Here is a 19,211-nt window from a genome sequence, read left to right as displayed (position 1 = left end):
GCTCAATTCCACCTGGCGCAGCATCCACTTCACTTTCGGCAAGTTGGTGGCGTTCATCGACAGGCTGTCAAAGCCCATCGCCATCAACAGCACCGCCGCCGCCGGGTCACCGGCCATTTCGCCGCAGATACTCACCGGCTTGCCTTCGGCATGGGCGTCGCGCACCACGTGTTGCAGCGCTTGCAGCACCGCCGGGTGCAGGTAGTCGTAGAGGTCGGCCACCCGTGGGTTGTTACGGTCCACGGCCAGCAGGTACTGGGTCAGGTCGTTGGAGCCTACCGACAGGAAGTCCACCTGCCGCGCCAGTTCCTTGGCTTGGTACACCGCCGCAGGGATTTCGATCATCACGCCAATCGGCGGCATCGGCACATCGGCGCCTTCGTCGCGCACTTCGCCCCAGGCGCGGTGGATCAGGTGCAGGGCTTCTTCCAGTTCATGGGTGCCGGAGATCATCGGCAGCAGGATACGCAGGTTGTTCAAGCCCTCGCTGGCCTTGAGCATGGCACGGGTCTGGACGAGGAAGATTTCGGGATGGTCGAGGGTAACGCGAATACCGCGCCAGCCAAGGAAGGGGTTGTCTTCCTTGATCGGGAAATAGGACAGTGACTTGTCGCCGCCAATATCCAGGCTGCGCATCGTCACCGGTAACGGGTGGAAGGCTTGCAGTTGCTCGCGATAAATCGCCAGCTGCTCCTTCTCGCTCGGGAAACGCTGGTTGATCATGAACGGCACTTCGGTGCGGTACAGACCCACCCCTTCGGCGCCGCGTTGTTGCGCACGGGCTACATCCGCCAGCAGGCCGGTGTTGACCAGCAGCGGTACGCGGTGGCCGTCGGGGGTGACACACGGCAGCTCGCGCAGCGAATCCAGGCCCTGGGCCAGTTGCTTCTCTTCTTCCACCACCTCGGCGTATTGCTTGCGCAGCACGTCGCTGGGGTTGGTGAACACCTCGCCGCGATGCCCGTCGACGATCATGTCGATGCCATCGACCTTGGAGTACGGCAGGTCCACCAGGCCCATCACCGTCGGGATACCCATGGCCCGGGCCAGGATCGCCACGTGGGAGTTACCCGAACCCAATACCGAGACCAGGCCTACCAGCTTGCCTTCAGGCACTTCGCCAAGCTGGGTGGCGGTCAATTCTTCACTGACCAGGATGGTGTTATCGGGGAAGACCATGTTGGTGCTGCGGTCTTCCTGCAGGTACGCCAACAGACGGCGCCCCAGGTCGCGCACATCCGATGCCCGCTCGCGCAGGTAGGCGTCGTCCATCATTTCGAAACGGTTGACGTGATCGGTGACCACCTGGCGCAACGCGCCCTGGGCCCACTGGCCGGTCTTGATCACGGTCTTGACTTCGTTACCCAGGGACGCGTCGTCGAGCATCATCTGGTACACGTCGAACAGCGCACGCTCTTCGGGACGCAACTGGGTGGCCAGCTTGGTCGACAGGTTGCGCATGTCGGCGCGCACGCCTTCGAGGGCGGTCTTGAACAGTTTGATCTCGGCGTCGATGTCACTGACGCTCTTGTCCGGCACCACATCGAGGTCGGCTGGCGGCAGCATGACCACCGCGGTACCCACCGCGGCGCCTGGCGAACCCGGTACGCCGACGAACTTGGCTTCCTGGATACCCTTGCCCTGGCGCCCAAGGCCGCGGATCGAGCCGGTGGCTTCGGCGTGGGCGATAACCCCAGCCAGCTGCGCGCTCATGGTCACGAGGAAGGCTTCTTCACCTTCATCGAACTGGCGGCGTTCTTTTTGCTGAATGACCAACACGCCGACAACGCGGCGGTGGTGGATGATCGGCGCACCGAGGAACGAGGCGTAGCGCTCTTCACCGGTTTCGGCAAAGTAGCGATAACGCGGGTGGTCGGCCGCATTTTCGAGGTTGAGGGGTTCTTCACGCGTCCCCACCAGGCCCACCAGACCTTCATTGGGCGCCATGCTGACCTTGCCGATGGAGCGCTTGTTCAAGCCCTCCGTGGCCATCAGCACAAAACGGTTGGTCTCGGGGTCCAGCAGGTAAACCGAGCAGACTTGGCTGCCCATGGCTTCCTTGACGCGCAACACAATAATCCCCAACGCCGCCTTGAGATCCTTGGCGGAGTTAACTTCCTGGACGATCTTGCGCAGCGTATTGAGCATGGCTCGGGGTCGAACTCCGTCGTCAGTCGCGCGCTAAAAGGCGCGGGGCAAGCTCTTTGAGAGCGCGACGATAAACCTCGCGCTTGAATGTCACCACCTGGCCCAACGGATACCAATAGCTGACCCAGCGCCAGCCATCGAACTCCGGTTTACCGGTCAAATCCATCCGCACCCGCTGCTCGTTGGAGATCAGGCGCAAAAGAAACCATTTCTGCTTCTGGCCGATGCACAGCGGTTGGCTGTGGGTACGCACCAGGCGTTGCGGCAAACGATAGCGCAACCAGCCACGGGTACAGGCCAGAATTTGCACATCTTCGCGCTCAAGGCCGACTTCTTCGTTCAACTCACGGTACAAGGCGTCTTCAGGGGTTTCGTCGGGGTTGATTCCACCTTGAGGAAACTGCCAGGCATCTTGGTTGATTCGGCGAGCCCATAGCACCTGTCCGGCATCATTCGTCAGAATAATGCCGACATTAGGACGGAAACCATCGGGGTCGATCACGGCAACAACCTCGCAAACGCATGTCGCCGCATTGTTCCACAAAGGTTGTTCCAGCGGCAACGAGGCTTCTTACCTTATGTGCACTCTTGTGAAAAGACCGTATTCTGGACGCCTTTTTACAGACTTTTCAGCGAGTAACTGCAATGCGCCTGGCTTTATTCGACTTGGACAATACCCTTCTGGGCGGTGACAGCGATCACGCCTGGGGCGATTACCTGTGTGAACGCGGGATTCTCGACGCGGTAGCCTACAAGGCCCGCAACGACGAGTTCTACCAGGACTACCTGGCCGGCCGGCTGGATAACGCCGCCTACTTGAACTTCTGCCTGGAAATCCTCGGCCGCACCGAGATGGCCCAGCTGGACGCGTGGCACAACGACTACATGCGCGACTGCATCGAGCCCATCATGCTTCCCAAGGCCGTTGAACTGCTGGCCAAGCACCGCGCCGCCGGTGACAAGCTGGTGATCATCACCGCCACCAACCGCTTCGTCACCGCGCCAATTGCCGCCCGCCTGGGCGTCGAGACTCTGATCGCCACCGAGTGCGAAATGGTGGATGGCCGTTATACCGGGCGCAGCACCGATGTGCCGTGCTTTCGCGAGGGCAAGGTGACGCGTTTGAACCGCTGGTTGGAAGAAACCGGGCATAGCCTGGAAGACAGCTACTTCTACAGCGATTCGATGAATGATTTGCCGTTGCTGGAGCAGGTGACGCACCCGGTGGCAGTGGATCCGGATCCGAATCTTCGTGCTGAGGCCCAGAAACGGGGTTGGCCGGTGATTACGCTGCGCAGCTGACAACGCTATCGCAGGCAAGCCAGCTCCCACATTTTGACCCTGTTCTCATGTTGGAATCCGGTCAAGTGTGGGAGCTGGCTTGCCTGCGATGAAGGCGACGCGGTTTCAAACAGGCTTGGCGCCCATGAGCCCTGCAATCGCCACAAACCCCACCAGGCTGACCACCGCCAGCACCAGGGTGAAATTCAGGCTCCCGCCCTCGCCCTTGCGCAGCCGATTGAGCCGCGCCACCAGCCAGAACCAGGCCAGCGCCGCCACGGTGTAGAGGATGCTGGAGCCCAAGATCCAGGTTTGCCCCAATGGCCAGCCGAGCAGGTGCACCAGCCACCAGCCGGTGAAGGGCATGCTCACCAGGCAAATCCCCATCAGCAGCCATATAAATGCCCAGGGGCGCTGCACGGTCGCGGCCGGGCCGGCGCTGCGTTTACGCCACGCCAATACGGCCAGGCCGAGGCCGCTGAGCAGCAGCAATACGGTGGCGGTGATGTGGATCACCTTGAGGGTAGTCAGCGTTTCCATGGTCTCTATTCCTTATAGGCCGCTCAGTCAGCGTAGTCGCTCAACCGAGGAACAGCTGGTAAGCCGGGTTTTCGCTTTCATCCCAGTACGGGTAACCGATTTGCGCCAGCGCGGCAGGCACCAGGTGGCGCTCGTCCGCCGGTACTTGCAAGCCCGCCACCACTCGGCCGTCAGCCGCGCCGTGGTTGCGGTAGTGGAACATCGAGATGTTCCAGCGCCCGCCGAGCTTGTGGAGAAAGTTGAACAACGCCCCCGGCCGCTCCGGAAACTCGAAACGAAACACCAGCTCGTCGCTGACTTTGGCAGCATGCCCGCCGACCATATGGCGAATGTGCAACTTGGCCAGTTCGTTCTCGGTAAGGTCCAGCACCGGGAAACCCTGGCTGGTCAAACTGGCCACCAACGCGCTGCGCGGGTCGTTCTCCGGGTGGGTCTGCACGCCGACGAAAATGTGCGCTTCGCTGCCGGAGTGGTAGCGGTAATTGAATTCGGTGATCTGGCGCTTGCCCACCGCCTCGCAGAAGGCCTTGAAGCTGCCCGGCCGCTCGGGGATGGTCACCGCGATAATGGCCTCACGACCTTCACCCAGTTCGGCGCGCTCGGCCACATGGCGCAAACGGTCGAAGTTGACGTTGGCGCCCGAGTCGATGGCGACAAAGGTCTGGCCGCTGACACCGCGGGTCTCGACGTACTTTTTGATCCCGGCCACGCCCAGCGCACCCGCCGGCTCGGTGATGGAGCGGGTGTCGTCGTAGATGTCCTTGATCGCCGCACAGATTTCATCGGTGCTGACGGTGATCACTTCATCCACATAGTCCTTGCAGATGTCGAAGGTGTGCTGGCCGATCTGCGCCACTGCCACGCCGTCGGCAAAGAGGCCGACGGTCGGCAATACCACGCGCTCGCCCGCCGCCATGGCGGCTTGCAGGCAGTTGGAATCGTCCGGCTCCACGCCGATGATCTTGATCTCCGGGCGCAGGTATTTCACGTACGCCGCAATCCCGGCGATCAGACCGCCGCCGCCCACCGGTACGAAAATCGCGTCCAGAGGCCCTGGGTGCTGGCGCAGGATTTCCATCGCCACGGTGCCCTGCCCGGCAATGGTGTGCGGATCATCGTAGGGGTGGATGTACACGTAGCCTTTTTCGTCGACCAGCTTGAGCGAGTAGGCCAGGGCTTCCGGGAAGGAATCACCGTGCAGCACCACTTTGCCGCCACGGGAGCGCACGCCTTCGACCTTGATCTCCGGGGTGGTCTTGGGCATCACGATGGTGGCCTTGACCCCCAGCACCTTGGCCGCCAGGGCCAGGCCCTGGGCATGGTTGCCGGCCGACGCGGTGACGACGCCGCGCGCACGTTCTTCGGCACTGAGCTGGGTCAGCTTGTTGTAGGCGCCGCGAATCTTGAACGAGAACACCGGCTGCAAGTCTTCGCGCTTGAGCCAAATCTTGTTACCCAGCCGCTCGGAGAGCTGGCGGGCAGTCTGCAAGGGGGTTTCCACGGCGATGTCGTAAACACGCGAGGTGAGGATTTTTTTGACGTAGTGTTCAAGCATCGGCAGGCATCTACTTCACGGGTTGGGCAGGGCCAAGGAGTCTAACCCAGCGTTTGGCCGGGCGACCACACGAATCCCGAGGTTTTGTTGGGTTATACTCGCCGCCCTCGTTAATTCCCCGCCCGTTCCGGAGCCCGCATGACCCAGGATCAACTCAAACAGGCAGTGGCCCAGGCCGCTGTCGATTTAATCCTTCCTAAGCTCGACGACAAGAGCATCGTCGGCGTCGGCACCGGTTCCACCGCCAACTGCTTTATCGACGCACTGGCCCAGCACAAGGGCGCGTTCGACGGCGCCGTGGCCAGTTCCGAAGCCACCGCCGCCCGCCTCAAGGGCCATGGCATTCCGGTGTACGAGCTCAACACCGTGAGCGACCTGGAGTTCTACGTCGACGGCGCCGATGAAAGCGACGAGCACCTGAACCTGATCAAAGGCGGCGGCGCGGCCCTGACCCGCGAGAAGATTGTCGCGGCCGTGGCCAAGACCTTCATTTGCATCGCCGACGCGAGCAAGCTGGTACCCGTGCTGGGCACGTTCCCACTGCCGGTGGAAGTCATCCCCATGGCCCGCAGCCATGTGGCCCGCGAGCTGGTGAAACTGGGCGGCGACCCGGTGTACCGCGAAGGTGTGTTGACCGACAACGGCAACATCATCCTCGACGTGTTCAATATGCAGATCACCAACCCGGTGGAGCTTGAGACGCAAATCAATGCCATCGTGGGCGTGGTCACCAACGGCCTGTTCGCGGCGCGCCCGGCGGATGTATTGCTGCTGGGCACCCCGGAAGGCGTGAAAACCCTCAAGGCCTGACCCTGTGGGAGCCGGGCTTGCCCGCGATGCAGACGACTCGGCGTATCAATGGATACCGAGGCGATGCCATCGCAGGCAAGCCAGCTCCCACATGTGTTAGCGCTCGACTCTAGAGCGATGTAACAAAAACGCTACTTTTCGCAGCACTCCTCGCCAAAACCGTGCGCTCTGTCACGGCATCCCCTGCCCCGCCTGGTATCCAATCCGTTACAAATTACAGCCACGCGACCCACGCGTTTAACAATGCGCCAATTCGCAGCCGCCCATGGAATGAGGCGCGCATTGTGCAAAGGGTCTGGGCTTGAACGTCCCCCTCACCTCAAGGAAGACCTTGTGATAAAGCCCTTAGCCTTCGCCATCAGCGTTGCCGGTGCCCTGCTGTCCACGCATACCCAGGCCTACGATTACGGCCAGCACGCCAACACCACCCTGGAAAAACTGATCAACGACTACCCTGGCCGATATCGAGGCACGGCAAATTTTGCCGGGGCAGCCGACTGGATGCAGAGCCAGATGGGCACGGCCTATAGCTTCAGCCGCCAGGACTTCACCTGGAACAACGGCAGCCGGGCTTCGCAAAACGTGGTGGCCTCTGCCGCTGGTACCAAGGCCCAGTACGTGGTGATTGGCGCGCACTTCGACACTTACTTCGGCCGCCCGACCCTGCAAGGCCTGGATGACAACGGTTCCGGCGCCAGCGTGTTGACCGAGGTGGCGAAGAACCTCGGCGGCCTGTCACTGGAAAATGGCCTGCAAATCGTTGGCTTCGGCGCCGAAGAAGAAGGCCTGCGCGGCTCCCGTGCCTTTGTCGACTCACTCAGCGCCAGCCAGCGCGCCAACATGCTCGCGATGATCAACCTCGACAGCCTGATCACCGGCGACATGATGTACGCCCACGCCGGCCAGAACAGCACCGCCAACCCGGCCTTGGCCTCCTTGCGCGAGCACACCTTCCAGATCGCCAGGGAATTGAACATCCCCTTGTTCAGCAACCCCGGCCTCGACCCGCAGTACCCAAAGGGCACCGGCTGCTGCAGCGATGGTGAAGCGTTCGAACCGCTGAATATCCCGATCCTTTATATAGAGGCCACCAACTGGGAACTGGGCGACCTGGACGGCTACACCCAGACCGACAACCCGAAAATCCCCGGCGGCTCGACCTGGCACGACCCGAACGAAGACAACAAAGCCGTGCTGACCGATGCGTTCGGCCAGGCGCGCATTGACCAGCGCCTGCGTGACTATTCACGCCTGCTCAGCCGCCTGGTGTTGGAACTGACCAACGCCGACCTGATGGCCTCGACCGCTTCTGGCGGTGCCGTTGCGCGCAATATGCAAGACAACCTGCAGCGCCAGCATCAGGCCCTGGTGCGCCTGCATGATCGCCGCTGGCTGACCCTGCAAGCGGCCAGCCGCGAGGTCGCAAGCTTTGATGGCGAGATCGGTGTGGATGGCGAATACAACCCGGACAGCGGCTTCGACACGGCCCCCAACCCCGAAGCCCGGCGCGTGGGTCTGCATGCCCTCGGCGACTACCAACTGACTTCAAGCCTGAATATCGGCGCCAGCCTCAGCTACCTCAATGGGCGCGACAAATTGGAGCATCGCGGCAAGCTCGACAGCGACACCTGGCAGGCAGCCGTCTATGCGCTGCTCAACGATGGCGGGCCAAGCTGGCTGGCCGGTGACCTGAGCGTGGGCCACACGCGCTTCGACTCCAAGCGCAACCTGGTCATCCAGGCCAATGGCGGGCCGATCCTGCTCAATCAGCAACTGACGGGCGACACCGATGCCTTGGCGTTGGGCGCACGGGTGCTGGGTGGCTATGACTTTGATTTTGGCGCGATCAAGAGCGGGCCGTTCGCCGGCCTGGACTACAGCCATTACCGCATCGACAAGTTCCACGAAAAGCAGAACCTGCGCACGGCCCTGGAATACGAAGAGCAGTCTTTCGACTCCCTGGAAGCCAGCCTCGGCTGGCGCGTGCGCGGCGCTGTTGCCCTGCCCTATGGCCTGAACCTGATGCCCTACGGCGACATCGCCTGGGTCAAGGAATTGGCCGACGGCCGCCTGGACGACCTGCAACTCACCGCACGCGCCGATGGCCAGGCCCGCACCGCCAGGCTGGGCTCAGTGGATAAGAGCTTCGCTCGCGCACAACTCGGCAGCCAACTGGCGATCACCCCACAGTTGGGCGTGTTTGCCGAGGTCAATGGCCGCCTCGGGCATGCTGAAGGCAGCCAGACCGGTTATTCGCTGGGTGTGCAATGGATGTTCTGATCAGGGTTTCTTGAACACGTAAAACAGGTTGGGCTCACTGACCATGTACAGCGTGCCGTCGTCATCCATGGCGATCCCTTCGGCCTGGGGCACGCGCTTGCTCAGCCCATGGCGCCCTTTAAGCAACGACAGACTGCTTAGAGGGCGACCATCAATATCGAGCTCCAAGACCAGGAACGACTCATCCGACAGCGCCAACAGATGGCCACTGCGCTCGTCGTATTGCAGGCTCGACAGGTCGCGCACAAACAGCCCGGCATCGCGCTTGGGGTTGTTGATCACATGTACCGAATAGGTTTTTTCCGGCTTGAAATGGGGAAACCCGTGCACCTCGTAGATCAGCATGGGGTCGCGTTCCTTGGCCACGAACAAGCGCTTGCCCACCGAGTCGTAGGCCAACCCTTCAAAGCCCTTGTTGCCGCCAACGTGCACGCCCAGGGTCATTTGCTCCGCATCGGCGGCGTCGAGGAACGTGGTGTCATCGTCCACATGCACTTTGATCAAGCGCTGCTGGCGCTCATCGCTGATGACGTAGATGTTGTCGCTGATAAATTCCACCGCTTCGGCATCGCCAAAGCCCACCAGCGGAATGCGCCGCAGGATCTTGCCCTCCAGCGACAACTCGACCAGTTCGGCGTTTTTATTGGTGACGGTAAACAGGCTTTTGCGCACGGGGTCGTAGGTCAGGGCCGAGACATCGTCGTCGAGCCCTTCGATCACCTGGCCTTCGAGGGTGACACGGTAGTCCGCCAGGCCAATGGCGCGCTCATCCGCAGGCTGGTACCACACCTGCCAGTTGAACCAGGCGCGTTCGAACAGACGGAACTGCTGTGCCACCAGCCCGGCAGCGACCAAGGCGAGCAACAGCAGGATAAAAACAGCAGGTTTGGGGCGGGCAAGTCGACGCATCGGGGCGGGCTCAGAGAAAAAACTGGCGAATAGATATCAAGGTCACCTGAATTTAAACTTAAACGCACCGGACTGCCTGGCGAATGCCGTTTATAAAGAAAACTCTGACGTAATTCGTCAGTTATTTCTGCTTTTCAAAGCGATAGAACAGGTTTGGCTCACTGACCATGTACAGATTGCCGCTCTCGTCCATGGTCACGCCTTCGGCACGGGGGATCGTGTCTTTCAGGCCATTGAAGCCGCCAAGCAAGGTCATGAAGCTGACTTGCTCGCCCGTTTCATCCAGTTCCAGCAGCAGGTGGGAATCGGCCGACAGCACCAGCAAATGCCCGGTACGTGGGTCGATGGACAGGGCCGACAGGTTGCGCACATCCAGTTCGGTGCTGGCCAGTTTTTGCTTGTCGCCGGTCAGCGTATTGCCATCGCTTTTCCAAGTGAACAAGGCCGGCGGACGCTCTTCGCCCAGCACCAGCTGCTGGTTGCGCTTGTCCCAGGTGACGGCTTCAAAGGCTTTGTTCTGATCTTTGGACGGGCCCAGGTCATGACTGGGGAAATCGGCCTTGTTCAGCGCCGTAGTACCGGCGTCGACCTTGACCACGGTCAGGCTGTGATCGCGTTCATCGACTACCGCCATCAAGCCGTTTTCCATCACCGCCACGCCTTCCGGGTTGTTCCAACCGTTGAGCGGCATTTTGCGCAACACATCGCCTTGCAGGCTCAGTTCGACCAAGAAGGGGTTCTTGCCCATCACTGAAAACAGGGTTTTGGTCTGCGGGTTATAGGACAGGTCTGATGCCTCGTCCTTCTCCATACCGGGCAGCAACTTGGCGTCGATCACCGCGTGATAGTCCGGCAGCCACACACTTTCCCGGCGTTCGGCCGAACTCTCGAAACGCTCCAGTACCCACAGCAGACCGCGATCGTCCCAGTGCATGGCCCAGGCGACGCCATACAAAATGGCACCGGCCAAGAACACCCAGGAATACCAGCGCATGGACAAGCGAGAGCGGAGCGAGGTTTTCGAAGTGGGCAGAGGCACGACCATTGAGCGCTTTTCCGGAAAGTCAGCTTTAGGGGATAGCACAGGATTCAAGGCCCCGCGCGCAAGAGCAGGGAATTATCCGGATGGCGTGTGAAAAAAATGCAAAACGCCGGATCCTGCAGATGTACACAAACAACTGTGGGAGCGGGCTTGCCCGCGATTAAGGGCGTTCAGTCAACTATTCAGTGACTGTCACACCGCCATCGCGGGCAAGCCCGCTCCCACAGTTTGATCGCAGTTTGGCAGTGATTTAGCGCACAACGCTTTCGAAGCGATTGACACCCGCCAGCTCCAACACCACTTCATCCCCCACATTCAACGGGCCAACGCCCGCCGGGGTGCCGGTCAGGATCACGTCGCCCGCTTGCAGGGAGAAGCAACCCGCCATGTACTGAATCATCGGCACAATCGGGTTGAGCATCTGCGCGCTGTTGCCGTCCTGGCGCACTTCACCGTTGATGCTCAGGCGAATGCCGATATCGGTCACGTCTGCAAAGGTACTGCTGACCACGAAGGGGGCAATCACCGCCGCGCCATCGAAAGACTTGGCGATTTCCCACGGCAGGCCCTTGGCTTTGAGCTCGGCCTGTTTGTCGCGCAGGGTCAGGTCCAGGGCCGGGGCGAAGCCCGAGATGGCGTCCAGCACTTCTTCCCGGCTCGGCTTGGCGGACAAAGGCTTGCCGATCAACACGGCGATTTCCGCTTCGTAGTGCACCGAACCGCGTTCGGTCGGAATGGCAAAGCCGCCTTCCAACGGCACCACGCAGCTGCCCGGCTTGATGAACAGCAGCGGCTCGGTAGGCACCGGGTTGTCCAGTTCCTTGGCGTGTTCGGCGTAGTTACGCCCGATGCACACCACTTTACCCACCGGGAAGTGGATGTTGGTGCCGTCGACATACTTGTGCTGGTAGCTCATGGAACGACTCCTTCAGGTGCGGTTAAACAGCGAAGATCTTGCCGGGGTTCATGATCCCGTTAGGGTCGAACACGGCTTTGACGGCCTTCATGTATTCGATTTCAACCGGTGAACGGCTGTAGGTCAGGTAATCGCGCTTGGTCATGCCCACGCCGTGCTCGGCGGAGATCGAGCCGTTGTACTTGGCGACGGTCTCGAATACCCACTTGTTCACGGTGGCGCACTTGGCAAAGAACTCGTCTTTGCTCAGGTTTTCCGGCTTGAGGATGTTCAGGTGCAGGTTGCCGTCACCGATATGGCCGAACCAGACGATTTCGAAGTCCGGGTAGTGTTCACCGACGATCGCGTCAATTTCGCTCAGGAACGCTGGCACTTTCGACACGGTCACCGAGATGTCGTTCTTGTACGGCGTCCAGTGGGAAATGGTTTCGGAGATGTACTCGCGCAGTTTCCACAGGTTGTGCAGTTGGGTTTCGCTCTGGCTCATCACGCCATCCAGCACCCAGCCCTGCTCCACGCAATGTTCGAAAGTTTCCAGAGCGTGGTTGGCGACTTCTTCGGTGGTGGCTTCAAATTCCAGCAACGCGTAGAACGGGCACTCGGTTTCGAACGGCGCCGGCACGTCGCCACGGCCAAGGACTTTGGCCAGGGCCTTGTCGGAAAAAAATTCGAAGGCGGTCAGGTCCAGCTTGCTCTGGAAGGCGTGCAGCACCGGCATGATCGAGTCGAAATCAGTCGTGCCGAGCACCATCGCCGTGAGGTTCTTTGGCGCACGGTCCAGGCGCATGGTGGCTTCGACCACAAAGCCCAGGGTGCCCTCAGCGCCGATAAACAGCTGGCGCATATCGTAGCCGGTGGCGTTCTTGATCAGGTCGCGGTTCAGCTCCAGCACATCGCCTTTGCCGGTGACGACCTTCATGCCGGCCACCCAGTTGCGGGTCATACCGTAGCGAATCACTTTGATTCCGCCGGCATTGGTGCCGATATTGCCGCCAATCTGACTGGAACCGGACGAGGCGAAGTCCACCGGATAATACAGGCCGTTTTCTTCAGCGACGTTCTGCAGTTGCTTGGTGACCACACCCGGCTGGCACACGGCGGTGCGGTCGGTGAGGTTCACGTCGAGGATCTGGTTCATATAGTCGAACGACACCACCACTTCGCCGTTGGCGGCAACGGCAGCAGCCGACAAGCCCGTGCGCCCGCCCGATGGCACCAGCGCCACCTTGTGCTCATTGGCCCAACGCACGATGGCCTGTACCTGCTCGGTGGTCTTGGGGAACACGATGGCGCTAGGTGCGGGAGCGAAGTGCTTGGTCCAATCCTTGCCGTAAGCCTCCAGGGAGTCGGCGTCGGTCAGCACTTTGCCGGGCTCAACCAGGGTCTTTAGCTCATCAATCAGGGCAGGATGGGTCATCGACAGAACTCTCGAACAATTCATGGTCATCCTGAGAACGCTTCACGTCGCAGGAATAGGTGTTTAGCGGGGTGCGTATGCTAGCATACCGCCCCCGCAGGACAGACCCAAAGGGCGTTTCTGCGGTGACGGCTTTCCTGCCGTCCGGGTCAGCTTGCGCTGCTCGACTCCCTGCCAATTTTCTCCGGGATACAGGTTTACGCAGATGAGCAAGACTTCTCTCGATAAGAGCAAGATCAAGTTCCTTCTTCTGGAAGGCGTCCACCCATCGGCTGTCGACGTTCTGAAAGCCGCCGGGTACACCAGCATTGAGTACATCACCAGTTCTCTGCCGGAAGCCCAGCTCAAGGAAAAGATCGCCGACGCGCACTTTATCGGCATTCGCTCCCGCACTCAGCTGACCGAAGATATCTTCGACCACGCCAAGAAACTCGTGGCTGTCGGCTGTTTCTGCATCGGCACCAACCAGGTCGACCTCAATGCAGCGCGCGAGCGCGGCATCGCGGTGTTCAATGCACCGTACTCCAACACCCGTTCCGTAGCGGAGCTGGTGCTGGCCGAGGCCATCCTGCTGCTGCGCGGTATCCCTGAGAAGAACGCTTCCTGCCACCGTGGCGGCTGGATCAAGAGCGCGGCCAACTCCTTCGAAATCCGCGGCAAGAAGCTGGGCATCGTCGGCTACGGCTCGATCGGCACGCAACTGTCGGTGTTGGCTGAAGGCCTGGGTATGCAGGTGTTCTTCTACGACACCCTGACCAAGCTGCCATTGGGCAACGCCACCCAAGTGGCCAGCCTGACCGAGCTGCTGGGCATGTCCGACATCGTCACCCTGCACGTTCCGGAAACGGCCGAGACCCAGTGGATGATCGGTGAGAAGGAAATCCGCGCGATCAAGAAAGGCGGGATTCTGATCAACGCCGCTCGCGGCACCGTGGTCGAGCTGGATGCCCTGGCCGACGCGATCAAGGACAAGCACCTGATCGGCGCTGCCATCGACGTGTTCCCGGTGGAGCCACGCTCCAACGATGACATCTTCGAAAGCCCGCTGCGTGGCCTGGACAACGTGATCCTGACCCCGCACATCGGCGGCTCCACCGCTGAAGCCCAAGCCAACATCGGCCTGGAAGTCTCGGAAAAACTGGTCAAGTACAGCGACAACGGTACCTCGGTATCGTCGGTCAACTTCCCGGAAGTGGCCCTGCCGGCTCACCCGGGCAAGCACCGCCTGCTGCACATCCACCAGAACATCCCTGGCGTGATGATGGAGATCAACAAGGTCTTCGCGGAAAACGGCATCAACATCTCCGGTCAGTTCCTGCAGACCAACGAGAAGGTCGGCTACGTGGTGATCGACGTCGACGCCGAGTACTCGGACCTGGCGCAAGAGAAGCTGCAGCACATCAACGGCACTATTCGTAGCCGCGTGTTGTTCTAAGGCTTCAAGCGCTGGATAAAAAATGGGAGACCCGCAGGGGTCTCCCATTTTTTTGCCCGAATAACGCTTATTTGACGTTAACGGTGATCACTTTCGAGGCGACTGTGGGTTCGAACTGGCGATGCACGTTGTCGCCGGCCACCAGTTGCAGGGTGTGCTTGCCTGGCGTCAGGGTCAGCTCGGTTTCGGTCTGCGCCTTGCCGAAGTGAATCGAGGTAGGCGTGGCCGGGATCGCCTCATTGGCGTTGAGCGACTCCACCTTCTGGTCTACCAACAGATGGTGGTGCCCGGCGTTAGGCACTTGCTTGTCGATCGGTTCCAGGTCCAGCTTCTTGACGCCGAATTTGACGGTGAAGGTTTTATCAACGGTGGCGCCATCTTTCGGCGAGACGATGAACACTTCGGCACCTTCAGGCGCAGGCGTACGAGGAAGGTCTGCGGCACTGGCCAACATCGAGGTACCCAGCAAAAGGCTGGCAATCGTTGCACGGGACAAAAGGGCTTTCATTCGCTTCTCCAGTTTTTCGGTGAAATCTGTAGGGTTATGACAACTTCGCGATAAATTGCGGTCCAAGGCACCCGACACCATAACAAAACGTTGCTGAACGGCGCCTCGCCTGTACGAATTCTTTAGGAGTGACCATGCGCTTTTCGCCTGGCCTGTTGCTGTTGCTTCCTCTTCTGAGCCCCTTGGCTCATGCCGAACTGATTGACGACGTAAACGATCGCGGTGAACTGCGCATAGTCCTGGAAGCCAATACCCCGCCGTACAATTTCAAAGAGGGCGACAAACTCGCAGGCTTTGAAGTGGAGCTGGGTGAACTGCTGGCCAAGGAAATGGAGGTGCGCTCCTCGTTTATCACCACCGATAACGCGGACCTGCTTTCCGGTGTGGAAACCGGCAAGTACGACGTGGCCATTAACCATATGGCTATGACTGCCGAGCTTGAGGATCGTTTCGATTTCAGTGAGCCTTATCACCAGAAGCCGGCATTGGCGATCCCGTTCCAGAAGGGCAACCCGGCGTTCAAGACCAGTTTGAACGGGGCGTTGAAGCGGGTTAAGGACGATGGCCGGTTGAAGGCGCTGGCGCAGAAATGGCTCAAGGTGCAATAAATGTGGGAGCTGGCAAGCCAGCTCCCACATTTGATCTGTTTAAGCTTCTTAAAGCTGCGTGAGGGCCGCCGCCGCCTCAGGCAACTGCAACTCACTGAACACCTGCACACCATGGCGCTTGAGCAGCGCCGCCGTGACGCCTTCGCCACTGACCTTCACCCCGCTGAAGGTGCCGTCATAGGTCAACAGATTGCCGCAGGATGGGCTGTTGGCCTTGAGAATGGCGATGCGGATGTGATGGCGTTGCACCAGCGCCAAGGCTTGGCGGGCACCGTCGAGAAAGGCGCTGGTGAAGTCTTCGCCCTCGGCCGTCAGCACCTGGGCGCGGCCTTCCCACACGTCGATGCCCTGCCCGCCTGGGATTTCGGCCGATGGCCGCGGTGTGGGCAAGCCGCCCGCCACTTCCGGGCAGATGGCAACCACGCGGCCTTCAGCTTGCCACGCTGCCAGTGGGTCGAATGGGCCGCTGGCCCCGCCGTCGTAGCGCACCTTGTGCCCGAGCAGGCAGCGGCTGACCAGAATCTTTTCCATGTTTAAAACGGCTCGTTGCCCCGCCGGCGAAACCAGCCCGTCAAGGACAGGCGTTCGCGCGTAGCGGGCAGGACTTCGTGAGGCACCTCGCCCGACAGGAATACCACCAGGCAGCCCCCGGTGGGCACCACGTCGTATTCGACACCGCCCTTGAGGTACATGCGCAGTTGGCCGCCATGCTCGGGCAGCCAGGCGTCGTTCAAGTAGATCACCGCCGAGACCATGCGCCGGTCATCGTCGCGAAAACGGTCTACATGCTTGAGGTAAAACGCGCCCGGCGGATACATCGCGAAGTGGCTTTCGAAATCTTCCAGGCCCAGGAACAGGCTGCGATTCATCGCCAGGCGCAGGCCGTCCATCACGCCCATGTAGGTATCGCAGATAGGCGCGTCCCCCTCCTCCAACCACTGGATATGGTCACCGCGAATGCCCTCGCGAATCTCCTGGGCCGGCCCACGACCTACTGCTGCGGGCGCCAGTTCACCTTGCGCCGCACGTTTACGGCACTCAGCCGCCAGCTCCAGGGTCAGAGCCTGGGGCAGGAAGCCATTTTGCTGCGACCAGCCTTTTTCGGCCAGGTCGTCGACGATGCGTTGCAGCAGCGGGTGATCGAGGGGTATTTGCATGGCGCGCATAGTATCCATACGCCTGAAAATCCGACAGCGCCGTTGAGCGTCTGAATACACTTTAGTCAGGTGACTGATAGGACTTCTCGACAAATCCTACGCCCGACACGGACAATAGTGGCCGACTGACAGGAGTCCTTATGCGTCGTTTGTTTTTTTCTGTGTTGATGTTCTGCGTTTTGCCCGCCTGGGCAGACGGCCATGACCAGTTGTACAAGGTCGCCGGCTGGGCCGAACAACGTGCGCACTTCAATGACGCCCTCAGTGCCGCCCAGCAGCGCTACCGCAATAGCCTGCCGCCGGTGGTGTACCAGGCGCTGGTGGACAACAGCAATAAACGCTTTGCCGCCCAGGCCATGGACCAGCGTGCCGAGGCGCAATTGCGCAAGCACTTGCCCGACCCGAAACCTGCCCTGGCGTTTTTCCAATCGCCCCTGGGCCGCAAGATCGTCGCCGCCGAGTTGCTGGCCACGCGCCGCGACCAACTGGCAAAAAACGCCCAGGGTCTGCCTAAACTTGAAGCCGATGCCACCCGCAGCCTGATCATCGGCCACTTGGCCCAGGCCCTGCCCGCCCGCGAGGCCGGCGCCGAGGTCAGCCTGGCGATTGCTGGCGTGGCGGCCGACAGCTTGAGCCAGATGATCCCAGGCCTGCTCGGCGGCGGTCAGGCGCAAGGAATGTTGAATGGCCAGCGTGAGCGGTTGATGCAGCAGATCGACAAGGATTTGAACAATACCCTGCTGTATGTCTATCGGGATTTGTCCGACCCGGAGCTGGAAGAGTTCGCCACCTTTGCCGAGTCGCCGGAGGGCAAGGCGTATTACCAGGCCGCCCTTGCAGCCATTCGCGCAGGGCTTGCCGTTGGTCAAAGCACCTCAAGCCTGACGCAGTAAACCCTGTCGGAGCTGGCTTGCCTGCGATTGCGATGTGTCAGTGACACCGCTATCGCAGGCAAGCCAGCTCCCACATTTGGACTGCGTTATTTCAGGTGATCCGTGAGGAAGTTAAAATATGCTTCGCGAATCTGCGGAATTTCATTGGCCAAGTGATGCCGCCCCTGCTTGAGCATCAACACCTCAGGCCGGTCGAACTTACCTCGCAACACCTGCAAATTGTGCTGCCAGTCCACCGTCATATCTTCCTCACCCTGCACGATCACCGGGCGCCGGGGGCTGCGTGGTGCGGCTTCGATGCGTTTGATCCAGCGCGCCAGCGACCCCACCCAGGCGGTCGGCAATTGGCGAGGCTGCAGCGGGTCGGCTTCCAGGAACGGCTTGAACGCAGGGTCGTTGGAGTTATCGCTGAAACGCCGGGCGATGCCTTTGACGAACGGGCGCAGCAGGTAATAGCTGACCTGCGACCAACCCCAGGCACGCGGCCGCACCAACGGCGACAGCAGGAAGGTCTTGCCCTGGGCCGGGCTTTGGGCGCCGTGGTTGAGCAGATGGTCCACCACGATGGCGCCGCCGGTGCTTTGCCCGAACAGGTGCCAGGGTTGCGGCAATTGCAACGCCTTGGCCTCGACGAACAAGGCCTGCACCACGCTCTGGTACACCGCAAAGTCATCGATGCTGGCGCGTGCGCCGCTGGACAAGCCATGGCCAGGCAGGTCGCAGGCGATCACCACGAAGTCCTGGTCCAACGCCCAATCCACCACATGGCGATACAGCCCCATGTGATCGTAGAAACCGTGGAACAGGAACATCGTCGCCACTGGCGCTGGCGGCCACCAGACCTGGGCCACCACCTCGAACCCATCCACCTGCAAGCGCCCCAGGCGGCTCACCGCCGGCACCTGACGTGCGGCCAGGTCGAGCCCGTAGAAACGCTGGTAAACCCTCGCCTCGGCTGACAGCGGCTGCGCATCCACCAGGGGGCGCAAGCTTTCGCGCAGATGATCAGGGTCAAAGGTGACGGGCATAAAGGCTTCCAGACTTGCGGTGAAGATGAATATCGAGCTGCGATATTCATCTGTCAGGACAAGCATGGCAAGCTACGCGACCTGCGAGGATACATCCAATGCGACCGCCCTACCGTAACGCCCTGTTCGCCAGCCTGATCCTGGTTATCTGCGCCGGGGTGCTGTGGGCGGCCTATGACTGGTTCCAGGGCCGCTACCTGCGCGCCTTCAGCGAACACACCGCGGTATTTTCCGGCGATGCGCTGCAACTGCCCGCCGCTCTCAGCGGCCCTGGCCCGACTCGCCTGGTGCACTTCTGGGACCCGGCGTGCCCGTGCAATGTCGGTAACCAGCAACACCTGGGCGAGTTGATCGAGCAGTACGCGCCCCAAGGGGTGGAGTTCTATGCCCTGCAAAAACCCGGCAGCCACGGCCAGTTGCCCGAGAACCTGCGCCATCTGAAAGTCCTCGATGCCCTGCCCGGCGCGGACCAGATCCCCGCCAGCCCGGCCGTGGGCATTTGGGACCGCACCGGCAAGCTGGCGTATTTCGGCCCCTACAGCGAAGGCCTGACGTGCAACGCCAGCAACAGTTTTATCGAGCCAATTCTCAAGGCCCTCGGAGCCGGACGCGAAGTGAATGCCACTCACACCCTCGCGGTAGGCTGCTATTGTTCGTGGCCTAAGGATCTGTAGTCCGTCCACT

19 protein-coding genes are annotated in these 19,211 nt (G+C 60.8%); 7 read left to right on the top strand and 12 right to left on the bottom strand.

Annotation, left to right across the window (positions count from 1 at the left end; translation table 11 throughout):
* Window positions 1-2,148 (bottom strand): phosphoenolpyruvate--protein phosphotransferase (gene ptsP, locus AC1RAC_RS15810; protein ID WP_492616754.1); only part of this gene is annotated, 2,148 nt, incomplete at its 3' end.
* 22 nt (window positions 2,149-2,170) lie between these two features.
* Window positions 2,171-2,650, bottom strand: a complete 480-nt coding sequence (locus tag AC1RAC_RS15805; protein WP_003176750.1) for an RNA pyrophosphohydrolase — start codon at window positions 2,648-2,650, stop codon at window positions 2,171-2,173.
* 143 nt (window positions 2,651-2,793) lie between these two features.
* Between AC1RAC_RS15805 and AC1RAC_RS15800 the strand changes: the two genes are divergently transcribed.
* Window positions 2,794-3,450, top strand: a complete 657-nt coding sequence (locus tag AC1RAC_RS15800; protein ID WP_054895972.1) for a histidinol-phosphatase — start codon at window positions 2,794-2,796, stop codon at window positions 3,448-3,450.
* Between the two features lie 105 nt (window positions 3,451-3,555).
* Here the strand turns inward: AC1RAC_RS15800 and AC1RAC_RS15795 are convergent, their stop codons facing one another.
* Both AC1RAC_RS15795 and ilvA read right to left on the bottom strand, forming a co-directional pair.
* Complete coding sequence (locus AC1RAC_RS15795; RefSeq protein ID WP_054917042.1) at window positions 3,556-3,969, bottom strand: DUF2269 family protein; 414 nt, start codon at window positions 3,967-3,969, stop codon at window positions 3,556-3,558.
* A gap of 40 nt (window positions 3,970-4,009) precedes the next feature.
* The gene (gene ilvA, locus AC1RAC_RS15790; protein ID WP_034128978.1) at window positions 4,010-5,524 is read right to left on the bottom strand and encodes a threonine ammonia-lyase, biosynthetic; all 1,515 of its coding nucleotides are present in this window, start codon (window positions 5,522-5,524) and stop codon (window positions 4,010-4,012) included.
* Between the two features lie 138 nt (window positions 5,525-5,662).
* Between ilvA and rpiA the strand changes: the two genes are divergently transcribed.
* Together rpiA and AC1RAC_RS15780 are read left to right on the top strand one after the other, a co-directional pair.
* Window positions 5,663-6,334 carry a ribose-5-phosphate isomerase RpiA gene (gene rpiA / locus AC1RAC_RS15785; protein ID WP_003195201.1) on the top strand — a complete coding sequence of 224 codons (672 nt, stop codon included), beginning with the start codon at window positions 5,663-5,665 and terminating at the stop codon, window positions 6,332-6,334.
* A 333-nt stretch (window positions 6,335-6,667) separates the two neighbouring features.
* Window positions 6,668-8,614, top strand: coding sequence for an autotransporter domain-containing protein (locus AC1RAC_RS15780; RefSeq protein ID WP_492616753.1), 1,947 nt, complete (start codon window positions 6,668-6,670; stop codon window positions 8,612-8,614).
* On the opposite strand, the gene AC1RAC_RS15775 is transcribed toward AC1RAC_RS15780, so the two are convergent.
* The 4 genes from AC1RAC_RS15775 to AC1RAC_RS15760 form a co-directional block, all read right to left on the bottom strand.
* Window positions 8,615-9,523, bottom strand: coding sequence for an SdiA-regulated domain-containing protein (locus tag AC1RAC_RS15775; protein ID WP_034128981.1), 909 nt, complete (start codon window positions 9,521-9,523; stop codon window positions 8,615-8,617).
* A gap of 121 nt (window positions 9,524-9,644) precedes the next feature.
* Window positions 9,645-10,568 carry an SdiA-regulated domain-containing protein gene (locus AC1RAC_RS15770; protein WP_034128982.1) on the bottom strand — a complete coding sequence of 308 codons (924 nt, stop codon included), beginning with the start codon at window positions 10,566-10,568 and terminating at the stop codon, window positions 9,645-9,647.
* Between the two features lie 247 nt (window positions 10,569-10,815).
* The gene (locus AC1RAC_RS15765; RefSeq protein WP_034128983.1) at window positions 10,816-11,481 is read right to left on the bottom strand and encodes a fumarylacetoacetate hydrolase family protein; all 666 of its coding nucleotides are present in this window, start codon (window positions 11,479-11,481) and stop codon (window positions 10,816-10,818) included.
* A gap of 22 nt (window positions 11,482-11,503) precedes the next feature.
* Window positions 11,504-12,898 (bottom strand): FAD-binding oxidoreductase, encoded by a 1,395-nt coding sequence (locus AC1RAC_RS15760; RefSeq protein WP_005792341.1) that lies wholly within the window; start codon window positions 12,896-12,898, stop codon window positions 11,504-11,506.
* Window positions 12,899-13,103: 205 nt separating this feature from the next.
* On the opposite strand from AC1RAC_RS15760, the gene serA reads away from it, so the two are divergent.
* Window positions 13,104-14,333: a phosphoglycerate dehydrogenase gene (gene serA / locus AC1RAC_RS15755; RefSeq protein WP_492616752.1), complete on the top strand. Its 1,230-nt coding sequence runs from the start codon at window positions 13,104-13,106 to the stop codon at window positions 14,331-14,333.
* Between the two features lie 67 nt (window positions 14,334-14,400).
* Here serA and AC1RAC_RS15750 read toward each other — a convergent pair whose 3' ends face one another.
* Window positions 14,401-14,841, bottom strand: a complete 441-nt coding sequence (locus AC1RAC_RS15750) for a DUF4399 domain-containing protein (RefSeq protein WP_034128985.1) — start codon at window positions 14,839-14,841, stop codon at window positions 14,401-14,403.
* A 134-nt stretch (window positions 14,842-14,975) separates the two neighbouring features.
* Here AC1RAC_RS15750 and AC1RAC_RS15745 point away from each other — a divergent pair, with 134 nt between their 5' ends.
* Window positions 14,976-15,449, top strand: a complete 474-nt coding sequence (locus AC1RAC_RS15745; RefSeq protein WP_492616751.1) for a transporter substrate-binding domain-containing protein — start codon at window positions 14,976-14,978, stop codon at window positions 15,447-15,449.
* A 48-nt stretch (window positions 15,450-15,497) separates the two neighbouring features.
* Here AC1RAC_RS15745 and AC1RAC_RS15740 read toward each other — a convergent pair whose 3' ends face one another.
* The gene (locus AC1RAC_RS15740; protein WP_127880382.1) at window positions 15,498-15,980 is read right to left on the bottom strand and encodes a 2-thiouracil desulfurase family protein; all 483 of its coding nucleotides are present in this window, start codon (window positions 15,978-15,980) and stop codon (window positions 15,498-15,500) included.
* A 2-nt stretch (window positions 15,981-15,982) separates the two neighbouring features.
* Window positions 15,983-16,615: a 2OG-Fe(II) oxygenase gene (locus AC1RAC_RS15735; protein ID WP_003195222.1), complete on the bottom strand. Its 633-nt coding sequence runs from the start codon at window positions 16,613-16,615 to the stop codon at window positions 15,983-15,985.
* Window positions 16,616-16,746: 131 nt separating this feature from the next.
* Between AC1RAC_RS15735 and AC1RAC_RS15730 the strand changes: the two genes are divergently transcribed.
* Entirely contained in the window at window positions 16,747-17,499 is a 753-nt protein-coding gene (locus AC1RAC_RS15730; protein ID WP_003195224.1) for a DUF2059 domain-containing protein, read from the top strand.
* A gap of 86 nt (window positions 17,500-17,585) precedes the next feature.
* On the opposite strand, the gene bipL is transcribed toward AC1RAC_RS15730, so the two are convergent.
* Complete coding sequence (gene bipL, locus AC1RAC_RS15725; protein WP_106117742.1) at window positions 17,586-18,527, bottom strand: phospholipase BipL; 942 nt, start codon at window positions 18,525-18,527, stop codon at window positions 17,586-17,588.
* Between the two features lie 98 nt (window positions 18,528-18,625).
* Here bipL and AC1RAC_RS15720 point away from each other — a divergent pair, with 98 nt between their 5' ends.
* Window positions 18,626-19,201 (top strand): DUF6436 domain-containing protein, encoded by a 576-nt coding sequence (locus AC1RAC_RS15720; protein WP_492616750.1) that lies wholly within the window; start codon window positions 18,626-18,628, stop codon window positions 19,199-19,201.
* Window positions 19,202-19,211: the final 10 nt, after the last annotated feature.

The sequence above is a fragment of the Pseudomonas sp. GW823-FHT02F05 genome (genome assembly GCF_058797315.1).
Note: the sequence above shows the minus strand (reverse complement) of the source record. Positions and strands in the feature narration are given on the sequence as shown.

Excerpts from the sequence above, each read along its gene's own strand:
- AC1RAC_RS15760 (WP_005792341.1), bottom strand. The coding sequence starts at position 12,898 with ATGACCCATCCTGCCCTGATTGATGAGCTAAAGACCCTGGTTGAGCCC.
- serA (WP_492616752.1), top strand. The coding sequence starts at position 13,104 with ATGAGCAAGACTTCTCTCGATAAGAGCAAGATCAAGTTCCTTCTTCTG.
- AC1RAC_RS15765 (WP_034128983.1), bottom strand. The coding sequence starts at position 11,481 with ATGAGCTACCAGCACAAGTATGTCGACGGCACCAACATCCACTTCCCG.
- AC1RAC_RS15740 (WP_127880382.1), bottom strand. The coding sequence starts at position 15,980 with ATGGAAAAGATTCTGGTCAGCCGCTGCCTGCTCGGGCACAAGGTGCGC.
- AC1RAC_RS15735 (WP_003195222.1), bottom strand. The coding sequence starts at position 16,615 with ATGCGCGCCATGCAAATACCCCTCGATCACCCGCTGCTGCAACGCATC.
- AC1RAC_RS15775 (WP_034128981.1), bottom strand. The coding sequence starts at position 9,523 with ATGCGTCGACTTGCCCGCCCCAAACCTGCTGTTTTTATCCTGCTGTTG.
- AC1RAC_RS15750 (WP_034128985.1), bottom strand. The coding sequence starts at position 14,841 with ATGAAAGCCCTTTTGTCCCGTGCAACGATTGCCAGCCTTTTGCTGGGT.
- AC1RAC_RS15720 (WP_492616750.1), top strand. The coding sequence starts at position 18,626 with ATGCGACCGCCCTACCGTAACGCCCTGTTCGCCAGCCTGATCCTGGTT.
- AC1RAC_RS15770 (WP_034128982.1), bottom strand. The coding sequence starts at position 10,568 with ATGGTCGTGCCTCTGCCCACTTCGAAAACCTCGCTCCGCTCTCGCTTG.
- rpiA (WP_003195201.1), top strand. The coding sequence starts at position 5,663 with ATGACCCAGGATCAACTCAAACAGGCAGTGGCCCAGGCCGCTGTCGAT.
- AC1RAC_RS15730 (WP_003195224.1), top strand. The coding sequence starts at position 16,747 with ATGCGTCGTTTGTTTTTTTCTGTGTTGATGTTCTGCGTTTTGCCCGCC.
- AC1RAC_RS15745 (WP_492616751.1), top strand. The coding sequence starts at position 14,976 with ATGCGCTTTTCGCCTGGCCTGTTGCTGTTGCTTCCTCTTCTGAGCCCC.
- AC1RAC_RS15800 (WP_054895972.1), top strand. The coding sequence starts at position 2,794 with ATGCGCCTGGCTTTATTCGACTTGGACAATACCCTTCTGGGCGGTGAC.
- AC1RAC_RS15795 (WP_054917042.1), bottom strand. The coding sequence starts at position 3,969 with ATGGAAACGCTGACTACCCTCAAGGTGATCCACATCACCGCCACCGTA.
- ilvA (WP_034128978.1), bottom strand. The coding sequence starts at position 5,524 with ATGCTTGAACACTACGTCAAAAAAATCCTCACCTCGCGTGTTTACGAC.
- bipL (WP_106117742.1), bottom strand. The coding sequence starts at position 18,527 with ATGCCCGTCACCTTTGACCCTGATCATCTGCGCGAAAGCTTGCGCCCC.